Genomic DNA, 11,640 nt, shown 5'->3' on the forward strand with positions numbered 1-11,640 from the left:
CCCCACCGGCCGACTCCGCCCCGTGCGGGCCCGGCCCCGCGACGGCGCCAACACGACCCCGACGTACCGAACGCACCACCCACGAGGCCCCGGGGCATGGGACGATCACCCCGTGACCCCGCACCTGACACCGCGGCAGAGGGCCCGCCGCACCGCCGCCGCAGTCGACGCCGCTGTCGGGGCCGGCCGCGACCTGGGGCTCACCGTGACGGACGCCGAGGTGCTGCACGACCTGTTCTCCGTCGTGGTGCGCCTGGCGCCGTCGCCGGTCGTGGCCCGGGTGCCCACCGTCCTGCCGCACACCGCGGACCCCGCCTCCCTGGCGCACCGCCAACGAGCCGAACTGGACGTGACGCGCTGGCTCGCCGCCCAGGGGACCCCCGTGATCCCGCCCAGCCCGCTCGTCCCCCCGGAACCCGTGCGGCGCGACGGGTTCTCGATGACGTTCTGGCAGTATGTCCCGGAGGACCGGAGCAGGGAGCCCGACTACGTGGCGCACGCCGAGAGCGTCGCCGACCTGCACGCCGCGCTGCGCGCGTACCCGGGACCCCTGTCGTTCCTGTCGGCGGCCGAACCGCGGTTCGTCACCGAGGGCCTGGCCCTGCTCGACCGGTCCCCGGTCCTCGTCGGCCCCGCCGACCTGGACCGCGCGCGACGTGAGTGGCGGGTCCTGGAGCCGCTGGTACGGTCCCGCGCGGCGTTCGAGGAGGCCTTCCCGGGGGTGGGCCTCCAGCCCGTCCACGGCGACTCCCCGCCCGCGAACGTCTTCCCCGGCGTGGACGGGGACCTCTACGCCGACTTCGAGCTGGTCACCCTGGGCCCCGTCGAGTGGGACCTGGCCGCCCTCGGGCCCGACCTCACCTCCGCCTACGACCGCGGCGCCCGGCGCAACGGCATGAGGCCGCTGGACAAGGACGTACTGGGCTTCGTGAACGCCGTGGGCATGCTGCGCGCCCTCGCCTGCCTGACGCTCGCACCGCAGCTCCCGGTGCTGGAGGAGTACCTGGAACCGGCCGTCGCCCAATGGCGCACGACGCCGTTCGCGGGCGGCGTGGCGGGCCGGGCGGGGGGCGGCGGGCGCGGCGCGTGACCGGAGCGCCGGACGGTCCTTTCGCCCGGCCGTGGCGCGGGCGGGCCGTCAGTCCCCGCACCTCTCCCAGGGGTCCGGGGTGCCGTGCGCGCAACTCCGCCTGCTGGTCCCGGACTTCAGGTAACGACACGGCAACTCCTCCCTGTGGTCACACAACCCTCACGCCTCGCCGGAGGTCTCCCCTGTCCCAAGGCCCAGGCCGACGTCGGCGCGGACGCGTGGCGGACTCCTGGGGCGCCTCTGTCCTCGACACCCCTGGAGAGACCGCCGCATGGCTCAGCGCAAGCGCACCACGTCCCGCGACACCCGGCCCCCTCTGTCCCGCGGCCTGCGCCTCGCGGCGGCGACCGCGACCGCCGCGGCCATGGCGGGGGGCCTGATCGCGGTCGCCGGGCCGGCCGCGACGGCTGCGCCGGGGGCCGCCCTCACGGCCCCGGACGCGGACTTCGACAACGACGGGTACGCCGATGTCGCGGCCTCGGCCTCGTACGCGTACGTCGGCGGCAAGGCGGAGGCCGGTGCCGTCACCGTGACGTACGGCAAGGAGGGCGGCGTCGGCCGGAGCGTCGCGTACTCGCAGAACAGCCCCGGCGTGGGCGGGGCCGCCGAGAAGGGCGACCGGTTCGGCAGCGACCTGGCCTACGGCGACTTCGACCGGGACGGCTACGACGACCTGGCGGTCGGCGCGGGCGGCGAGGACGTCGGGCGTGACGTGGACGGCGGCACCGTGCAGATCCTCTGGGGCTCCCCGAGCGGCCTGAAGGGCTCCACCACGCTCAAGGACCCGCGCCCCTCGGGGCACGACCGGTTCGGCGGCTCCCTGGAGGCGGCGGACTTCAACGGCGACAAGAAGACCGACCTGGCCGTCGGGACCGGCACCACGGCGGTCGTCGACGTCCTGCGCGGCGGGTTCACGCGCGGCGGCGCCACGAACGGCCGCTACACGGTGACGGCGGACATCCAGGGCGCCGGCCGGGCCGGGGTGATGAACCTGCACTCGGGCGACGCCAACGGCGACGGCTACGAGGACCTGATCGTCGACGGCTTCGAGAACACCCAGGCCGGGTACAACGCGAACTTCTGGATCCCCGGCTCCGGTTCGGGCCTCAAGCCGTCCCGCGACCAGAAGCTGCTGCCGGGCGTCATCACCGACCTCGGCGACGTCGACAAGGACGGCTACGACGACATCGTGGTCGGCAACCAGTGGGACAGCGGCATCCCGGGCTCGGCCAGGGGCGGCGCGGTGCACGTCCTGCACGGGGCGCGCGGCGGCCCCGCGCACGGCGACCGCACCAAGATCACACAGAACACCGCGGGCGTCCCCGGGGGCGGGGAGAAGGGCGACTTCTTCGGCGGCGAGCTGGACCTCGGCGACATCGACGGCGACGGCAACCTCGACCTGCTCGTGGGCGCCCCCGGCGAGACCGTCGACGGCGTCACGGACACCGGCGCGGTGACGATCCTCTACGGCAGGGCCGACGGCTCCGGCATCTCCGGCCGCGGCGCGAAGCTGCTCACCCAGGACACCCCCGGTGTGCCGAACACCGACGAGAAGGGCGACTTCCTCGGCGCGGAGGTGCACGCCGACGACCTGAACGACGACGGCCGCGCCGACGTGATCCTCGGCGCCTACGGCGAGAACGGCGGCAACGGCGCGGTGTACCCGCTGCTGTCCGGCGCCGACGGCAGCCTCAAGGGCCGCTCCGGCATCTACCCCGGCACGGTCGGCATCCCGGGCACCGGGACCCCGCGCCTCGGCGTCAACTTCGCCGACTGACGCCGCCCGCCCACCGTTCCCCCGGCACGGACCCCCTCCGCGCTCCGGCGGCACCTCCTCCGGCGCGGTGTCAGCGCGGCGTCAGCGGCGCCTGGAGACTTGTCCCTGTGACCGGGGCGGAACGGCTCGCCTCCCCCCACCCCGGACACAGGGAGAGGTGCCCGGAGTGGCTTATCGGGGACCGAAGTTCGCTTCCGTCGGGTGTGTACACCCACGCAGGTTCGAATCCTGCCCTCTCCGCTCGCTCCGACGACATGCCCCGGTGCGCCACCGCCTCGACGCGTGACGCGACAGCCGCCGGCCGGCCCTCTCCTTCGTATGAGCCCGGCATGTTCGCCTGTCTTGCGAACTGACCGGTAGGCATTGACGGGCCGGTCCCGAGCACTCGCTCCGGACCGGCCCCGGCATTTCCCGGGAAGCCGCGCGAAACAACGGGGGCGTTCCGCAGGGAAAGCGCGCCCCTCACCTTTTCGGCCATCAGAAGTGCCTTGGAAAACCAGGCAGGGAGGCGTATTCGAGACGGCGCCCGCGCCCCCCGATAAACGCCGCCGTACGGGCTTTGCGCGCTGCGGGAAAGGGGCGCGGAAGAGGCGTGAAAGGGGCGCGAAAGAGCTGCCGCTGTCCTGTTGCCAAGACGTGCTCAGACGGCACGACACCCCCGAACACGACGGCGAAGAAAGGGCCCTCGCGACATCAGAGCAGGTCAAAACCGTTTATGCGTACCGCGTGCATGTGTTGGGGTGACATCGCCGGGCGCCGGCATTCCGCGACGCCTGGTTGTGCTGACAGGGGTGCGTTACGTTCGGTGGACGGGACAGCGCGACGGCGCGTCTCCGACACGGGCAAGGACAGGACTTCTGCGGGGGAGAGCGCAGCAATGGCACAGAGGACCGGCCGAGGGCCGTCCGTCGTCGGCCGTACGACCGCACGGCGGGCGGATGCCTCCCGGCGGCCGCACGACGGCAAGTCGCCGACTCACCACACACCATGTCCCGCGCGACGGCGGGGCGACTTCGCTGCCGCGGGTGTGCGGCAGCGGACCGGCGTCACCGATCGACCCGGCGTAGCCGACCGACCGGCGTAGCCCACCAACGTGACAGCGTGACCGGCCCGGCAGCGTGATCTGCCCGGCCGTGTGACATCGGCCGCATGACATCGGCCGCACCAAACCCGTCGCGTGGTCGGCCGGCCGCGTGACATCAGCCGCGCGCGCAACCGGCCGCACTGAACAGGCCACATGAAACGCGGTGCCGACCGGCCGTGGGGAATTGGCCGTGCTGGACCGGCCGTGGGGAATTGGCCGTGCTGGACCGGCCGTGGGGAATTGGCCGTGCTGGACCGGCCGTGCGGAATTGGCCGTACTCCACTGGCCGTACTGCACTGGCCGTACTGCACCGCCCGCCACGAACCGGCCGCAGGAAACGCGTGACCCATCGGCCGACCGGCCCGCAGGCGCTCGCTCCATCACGTCTATGACCGCCGCAGTCCGTCGGCCCTTCCCTTTCTACCTGGGCGGCCACTCGCTGCTCGCCGTAGGCCCGGTCGGCCGGCTCCGCGACGCGCTCGGCGTCGACGCGCCCGTCCACGCGGTGTTCAGCGCCCGCGTCGTGGCGGACCCCGCCCGCACCCTCCAGAACGCCTCAGCCACCAAACGGCCCGCACTGCGCCGGGTGAACAGGAGCGCCACGTCATGATCCCTCTGTCCTACGCGCAGCGCCGGCTGTGGTTCATCGACCGCTTCGAGGGCCCCTCGGCGACGTACAATCTGCCCTTCGTCATCCGGCTCACCGGCGAGCTGGACACCCAGGCCCTCGCCGCGGCCGTACGGGACGTGGTCGCCCGGCACGAGAGCCTGCGCACCCTGATCGTGGAGAGCGCCGACGGCGTCCCCGAACAGCGCGTCGTCCCGGCCGGTGAGACGCGCCTGGACGTCCCGCTCGTCGAGGTGGACCCCGACGGCGCCGACGCGGCCGTGTCCGCGGCCGCCGGCCACGTGTTCACCCTCGCCGAGGACATCCCCGTACGGGCCACCCTCTTCCGCACCGGCGCCCACGAGCACCGGCTGCTGTTCCTCGCCCACCACATCGCCGTCGACGGCGAGTCCATGGGCCCGCTCGTCCGCGACCTCGGCGCCGCCTACACCGCCCGCGTCACGGGCGGCCGTCCCGACTGGCCCGAACTCGCCGTCCAGTACGCCGACTACACCATGTGGCAGCGCGAGCTGCTGGGCGACGAGAACGACCCCGACAGCATCCTGGCCACCCAGCTCGCCTACTGGCGCGACGAACTGGCAGGCATCCCGCAGCCGCTGCGCCTGCCCACCGACCGCCCCCGCCCGCCTGCGGCCGGCCACCGGGGGGACGCCGTCGAGTTCCGCATCGACGCGGAGCTGTTCGCCGAGGCCGAACGGCTCGCCCGGCGCACCAGGACGACCGCCCCCATGGTGTTCCAGGCCGCCCTCGCCGCGCTCCTGCAGCACCTGGGCGCCGGTGAGGACATCCCGATCGGCTCCACGATCGCCGGACGCGTGGACAACCAGCTCAACGACCTCGTCGGCTTCTTCGTCAACACCTGGGTGCTGCGCACCGACCTGTCCGGCACCCCCTCCTTCGACGACCTCGTCCGCCAGGTCGGCGACAAGGCCATGGCCGCCTACGACCGGCAGGACGCGCCCTTCGAGCGCCTGGTGGAGGTGCTCAACCCCGAGCGGTCCACGGCCTACCACTCGCTGTTCCAGACGATGTTCACCTGGGAGACCCACCGCTCCGCCGACCTGCGGCTGCCCGGCGGCCTCACCGGCACCTGCACCGCCCTGGCCACGCCCACCGCCAAGTTCGACCTGGAGTTCAGCCTCTTCGCGGACCCCGCGGAACCAGGTCTCGGCATCACCCTGGAGTACGCCACGGACCTGTTCGACCGGTCCACCGCCGAGCACATCGCCGCCCGCTACGAGCGGCTCGTACGACAGCTCGTGCGGAACCCGTCGCTGCCGGTGGCGCTGGCCGACGTCCTCGCGGCCGAGGAGCGCGACCTGGTGCTGCACGGCTTCAACGACACCCGGGAGCCGACCCCCGACCTCACCGTGGACCAGCTCGTCGCGCGCCAGGCCACGGCGACACCCGACGCGGTCGCCGTGGTCCACGACGGCACCGAGCTGACGTACGCGGAACTCCTCGCGCGCGCCGACCGCCTCGCCCGGGAGCTGGTCCGGCGCGGCGCGGGCCCCGGCACCGTCGTCGGCCTCGCCCTGCCGCGGACCGAGGGCCTGGTGGTCGCCATGCTCGGCATCCTCCGGTCCGGGGCCGCGTACCTGCCCATCGACCCCAAGTACCCGAGCACGCGCCTGCACCACATCCTCGGCGACGCGCGGCCGACGCTGGTGCTGACCGACGCCGGCACGGTGTCCGTGCTGCCCGCGACGGGCGTGCCCACGCTGTACCTCGACGACGTCCCCGGGACCGCCGCGGGCCCCGTACCGACGGCGGCGCGGCCCGCCGACGCCGCGTACGTGATGTACACCTCCGGCTCCACCGGCACCCCCAAGGGCGTGACCGTCACCCACCGCGACGTGGTCAACGGCGTGCTGCGGCTCGCGGACGCCGTCGGCATCGGCGCGGGCACGCGCACGCTGGCCGGCACGTCGGTCAACTTCGACGTGTCGGTCTTCGAGACGATCACCACCCTCGCCGTCGGCGGCACCCTCGAAGTCGTCCGCGACGTCCTGGTCGTCGGGGAGCGCGGCGGCTGGACCGGCGGCGTCCTCAGCACGGTCCCCTCCGTCTTCGCCGAACTCCTCGACCAGGCGGGCGGGAAGATCGACGCGGACGTGGTCGTGTTCGGCGGCGAGGCGCTGCCCGGCTCCCTCGTGCGGCGCATCCGCGAGCTGATGCCCGGCACCCGCGTCGTCAACGCCTACGGCCAGACCGAGTCGTTCTACGCCACCGCCTTCACGGCCACCGAGTGGACCGGCACGGCCGGCACCCCCATCGGCAGGCCGCTGGGCAACATGCGCGCCTTCATCCTCGGCCCGGGCCTGCGGCCGGTGGCCCCCGGCGTGGTGGGCGAGCTGTACGTCGCCGGACACGTGGCGCGCGGCTACCACGGGCGGCCCGCGCTGACCGCCGAACGCTTCGTCGCCGACCCCTTCGGCCCCGCGGGCTCCCGGATGTACCGCACCGGCGACCTGGCCCGCCTGGCGCCCGAGGGCCACCTGGAGTACGTGGGCCGCGACGACGACCAGGTCAAGGTGCGCGGGTTCCGCATCGAACCCGGCGAGGTGGAGGCGGCGCTCACCGCCCACCCGGGCGTGGCGCAGGCCGCCGTGGTGGTGCGCGCCGGCCGCGGCGGCACCCGCCTGGTCGGGTACGTGGTCCCGCGCGGCGACGCGGAGGGCCTGGGCGACGTGGACAGCCTCGGCGAGCTCGACCTGGACCTGACGTCCCTGGTCTCGGTGCGGGACCTGCGCCGCTTCGTCTCCGCGCGGCTGCCGGAGTTCATGGTGCCCGCGGTCTTCGTGATGCTGGACCGGCTGCCGCTGGCGCCCAACGGGAAACTGGACCACAAGGCCCTGCCCGAGCCGGAGTCGACCGGCGGCGACTACCGCGCCCCGCGCACCGCGCGCGAGGAGGTGCTCGCCGCCGTGTACGCCGAGGTCCTCGGCCTCGACCGGGTCGGCGTCGACGACGACTTCTTCGCCGTCGGCGGCGACTCCATCCGCTCCATCCAGGTCGTCTCCCGGGCCCGCGCCCAGGGCGTCGAGGTCACCCCGCGGCAGATCTTCGAGTGCCGCACGGTGGCGGAGCTCGCCGAGGCCGCCGCGAGCGACCCGGCCGGGCCCGTCCTTGAGGAGGGGGAGGGCGGCGGCGTCGGCTTCGCCCCGCTGCTGCCCATCGGCCACCACCTGCGCGAACTGAACGGCCCCAGCGGCCGGTTCTCCATGTCGATGACCGTGGACCTGCCCGTCGGCATCGACGAGGACGGCCTCCTGGCCGTGCTCGGCGCGGTCCTCGACCGCCACGACGCCCTGCGCGCGCGCCTCGTCGGCGGCGACCGCCCGGGCCTCGACGTGGCCCCGCCCGGCCAGGTGGACGTCGCCGCCCTGCTCCGCCGCGTCGGCACCGACGGCGACTGGGGGCCGGCGTGGCGCGCCCGGGCCGCCGCCGCACTCGACGCCGCCACCGGCGAACTGGACCCCGAACGCGGGGTGACGGCCCGCTTCGTGTGGTTCGACGCGGGCGCGGACACCGCCGGACGCCTCATCGTCGTCCTGCACCACTGGGTGGTCGACGGCGTGTCCTGGCGCATCCTGCTGCCCGACCTCGCCGAGGCGTGGCAGCACGTGCGCGAGGGCCGCGCCCCGCGGCTCGCACCCGTCGCCACCTCCTTCCGGCGCTGGGCGCACGCCCTGGAGCAGGAGGCGAACGACCCGCGCCGCACCGCCGAACTCGCTCTGTGGGAAGGGATCGTCGCCGGGCCCGACCCCGACCTCGGCCACCGTCCCTTCGACCCGGCCGTCGACGTCCTGGCGACCGTCGAGCACGTCTCCCTGGACCTGCCGGTGGCCGTCACGCGACCGCTCCTGACAACGCTCCCGGCCGCCTACCGGAGCGGCGTCGACGACGGCCTGCTCACCGCGCTGGCCCTCGCCACGGCACGGTGGCGGGCGGTCCGCGGGGTCACGGAACCCTCGCTGCTGCTGCGCCTGGAGGGCCACGGCCGCGAGCAGGACGTCGTCCCGGGCGCGGACCTCTCCCGTACGGTCGGCTGGTTCACCAGCATGTACCCCGTCCGCCTCGACGTGTCCGGGGTCGACCTGGACGAGGCGCTCGCCGGCGGCGCCGCCGCCGCGCACGCGGTCAAGGCCGTCAAGGAACAGCTCCTCGCCGTCCCCGACAAGGGCCTCGGCTACGGCATGCTCCGCCACCTGAACCCCGGGACCGCCGCGGTCCTGGAGCGGTACGGCAGCGGCCAGATCGCCTTCAACTACCTGGGCCACTACGCCGGTTCCGCCGCCGTGCCGGAACACCTGCGCGGCGCGGGCTTCACCCAGGCCGACGGCACCACGGAGCTCCTCGCCGACCTGGACGGGGACATGCCCGCCCTCGCGTCGGTGAGCGTGACCGCCTACGTCACCGACACCCCCGAGGGCCCCCGCCTGGCCGGCCGCCTCGACCACCCCGCCGGACTCCTGGACCGCGCGGACGTGGAGGAGCTGGCCGCCCTGTGGCGCACGGCCCTCGAAGGCCTCGCCCGCCACGCCACCTCGGCGGACGCGGGCGGCCTCACCCCCTCCGACGTGCCCCTGGCCGACGTCACCCAGCGCGACCTCGACGAGTGGGAGGAGCGCCACCCGGGCCTGGTGGACGTCTGGCCGCCGACCGCCATGCAGGAGGGCATGCTCTTCCACGCCGAGCTCGCCGGGGCGTCCTTCGACGTCTACCAGATGCAGCTCACCCTCCACCTGACCGGACGCCTCGACGCCGCCCGGCTGCGCGCGGCCGGCCAGGCCCTCCTCGACCGGCACGCCGGCCTGCGCACCGCCTTCGTCCGCGGCGCGAGCGGCCGGCACGTCCGGCTCGTCCAGGAAGGCGTCGCACTGCCCTGGGCCGCCCACGACCTCGGCAGGCTCGGCGAGGCCGACCGCGAGCGGGAGCGCGCCGCGCTCCTGGACCGCGACCACGTCACCCACTTCGACCCGGCCCGGGCGCCGCTGCTGCGCATGACCCTCCTGGCCCTGGGCGACGGCCGCCACGACCTGGTGGTCACCGCCCACCACGTCCTCTTCGACGGCTGGTCCCTGCCCCTGCTCCTCCAGGACCTGCTGCACCTGTACGCCACGGCGGGCGACGCGACGGCCCTCGGCCGGACGCGCGACTACCGCGACTTCCTCACCTGGCTCTCCCGCGTCGACCAGGACGCGGCGTCCGCCGCCTGGTCCCGGGAACTGGCCGGGGTCGACCAGCCGACGCTCCTGGTGCCGGACGCGGCCGACGCCGAGGCCGAGACCGCGGACGTCGCCCTGGCCGACGTGCCGCTCTCCACGGCCGCCCGCTCCCTCGCCCGGCGCGCCGCGGAGCTGGGCGTCACCCTGAACACCCTGGTGCAGGGCGCCTGGGCCGTCGTCCTCGCGGGGCTGACCGGGCGCCAGGACGTCGTGTTCGGCACCACCGTCTCCGGGCGCCCGCCGCAGGTGGACGGTGCCGACGAGATGGTGGGCCTGTTCATCAACACCCTCCCCGTGCGGGTCATCTGCGCCCCGGACGCCACCCTGGGCGGACTCGTCACCGGGCTCCAGGAGCGCCAGAACGCCCTCCTCGACCACCATCACCACGCCCTGGCCGACATCCAGCAGGCGGCCGGTCTGCCCGCGCTGTTCGACACCCTCGTCGTCTACGAGTCCTTCCCGGTCGACGGGGCGGGCCTCAGCGGCGCCGCCGCCACCGCCGGGATCGCGCTGACGGGCATCAGCCCGCAGAACGGCGCCCACTACCCGCTGGTGGTGACGGCGCTCGCGGAACCGCACCTCAAGGTGGGCCTGGAGTACCGGCCCCACGTGCTCGAGCGCGCCCAGGTCACCGCGATCGCGGCCCGCCTCGCACGCGTCCTGGACCTCCTGGCGAGCGCCCCGGACGCCCCGGTGGCCGCCGTGGACCTGCTCGCGGACGACGAGCGCGCGCGGATCCTCGGCACGTGGAACGACACGGCCGTACCGGCGGACCGGCGGACCGTCCCCCAGGTCTTCGCGGACCAGGCGGCCAGGACCCCGGACGCCGTCGCGGTGGTGGACGGCGAACACCAGGTGACCTACGCCGAACTGCACGCGCGCGTGGCCCGGTTGGCGGGCCTGCTCGCCGCCCGCGGCGTCGGCCGCGAGTCGGTGGTGGCCCTCGCCCTGCCGCGCTCGGTGGAGCAGGTCACCACCGTCCTCGCCGTCCTCGCCGCGGGCGGCGCCTACCTCCCGCTCGACGCGTCCTACCCGCCCGAGCGGCTGGCCTTCATGCTCCGGGACAGCGCGCCGGCCCTGCTCGTGACCGACTCCGGCACCGCCGCCCACCTGCCCACGAGCCCCTGCCCCCGCCTCGTCCTGGACGCCCCGGACACCGCAGGCGCCCTCGCCACCGCCACCCCGGCGCCCCTCACGTCCGCCGCCCACCGCGACGCGCTCGCGTACGTGATGTACACCTCCGGGTCCACCGGCACCCCCAAGGGCGTCGGCGTCACCCACCGCGGCGTGGTGGGCCTGGCCCTGGACCGGCGCTTCGCGGGCGACGCCCACGAGCGCGTCCTGCTCCACTCCAACCAGGCCTTCGACGCCTCCACGTACGAGCTGTGGATCCCGCTGCTCGGCGGCGGGACGGTCGTCGTCGCGCCGCCCGGCCGCCTGGACGCCACCGGTCTCGCGCGGATCGTCGCCGAGCGGCAGGTGACCGCGCTGCTCGTCGCCGCGGGCCTGTTCAAGGTGATCGCCGAGGAGACACCCGAGGCCTTCACGGGCGTGCGCGAGGTGTGGTCCGGCGGCGACGTGATGGCCCCGGCCGCGGTCGAGCGCGTCCTCGCCGCCTGCCCCGGCACCGCGGTGGTCAACGCCTACGGGCCCACCGAGGCCACCATGGCCGCCACCACCCACCGGCTGACCGCGCCCGCCGGGGCCGGGTCCCCCGTGCCCGTCGGACGGCCGATGGACAACACCCGCGTCCACGTCCTGGACGGGGCGCTGCGGCCGGTGCCGCCGGGTGTGCCCGGGGAGCTGTACCTGGCGGGGGAGGGCCTGGCC

General features: G+C 74.8%; 4 protein-coding genes and 1 tRNA gene. All 5 read left to right on the forward strand.

Translation table 11 applies throughout. From position 1 onward, the window contains the following. Positions 1 to 112 precede the first annotated feature (112 nt). Complete coding sequence (locus tag IE330_RS26085; protein ID WP_190138566.1) at positions 113 to 1,090, forward strand: phosphotransferase; 978 nt, start codon at positions 113 to 115, stop codon at positions 1,088 to 1,090. Between the two features lie 271 nt (positions 1,091 to 1,361). Next, complete coding sequence (locus tag IE330_RS26090) at positions 1,362 to 2,867, forward strand: FG-GAP-like repeat-containing protein (protein ID WP_190138567.1); 1,506 nt, start codon at positions 1,362 to 1,364, stop codon at positions 2,865 to 2,867. Positions 2,868 to 3,018: 151 nt separating this feature from the next. Further along, positions 3,019 to 3,107, forward strand: a tRNA-OTHER gene (locus tag IE330_RS26095). 1,232 nt (positions 3,108 to 4,339) lie between these two features. Then, positions 4,340 to 4,561, forward strand: a complete 222-nt coding sequence (locus IE330_RS26100) for a phosphopantetheine-binding protein (RefSeq protein ID WP_190138568.1) — start codon at positions 4,340 to 4,342, stop codon at positions 4,559 to 4,561. Then, positions 4,558 to 11,640, forward strand: a 7,083-nt coding sequence (locus IE330_RS26105; RefSeq protein ID WP_190138569.1) for a non-ribosomal peptide synthetase, incomplete at its 3' end; no start/stop codon positions are given. The genes IE330_RS26100 and IE330_RS26105, both read left to right, overlap by 4 nt.

Source organism: Streptomyces longispororuber, from assembly GCF_014656095.1.
Lineage (GTDB): Bacteria > Actinomycetota > Actinomycetes > Streptomycetales > Streptomycetaceae > Streptomyces > Streptomyces longispororuber.

What these genes read in the sequence shown, in the direction of transcription:
- IE330_RS26100 (WP_190138568.1), top strand. Translation starts at nt 4,340, where the DNA reads ATGACCGCCGCAGTCCGTCGGCCCTTCCCTTTCTACCTGGGCGGCCAC.
- IE330_RS26090 (WP_190138567.1), top strand. Translation starts at nt 1,362, where the DNA reads ATGGCTCAGCGCAAGCGCACCACGTCCCGCGACACCCGGCCCCCTCTG.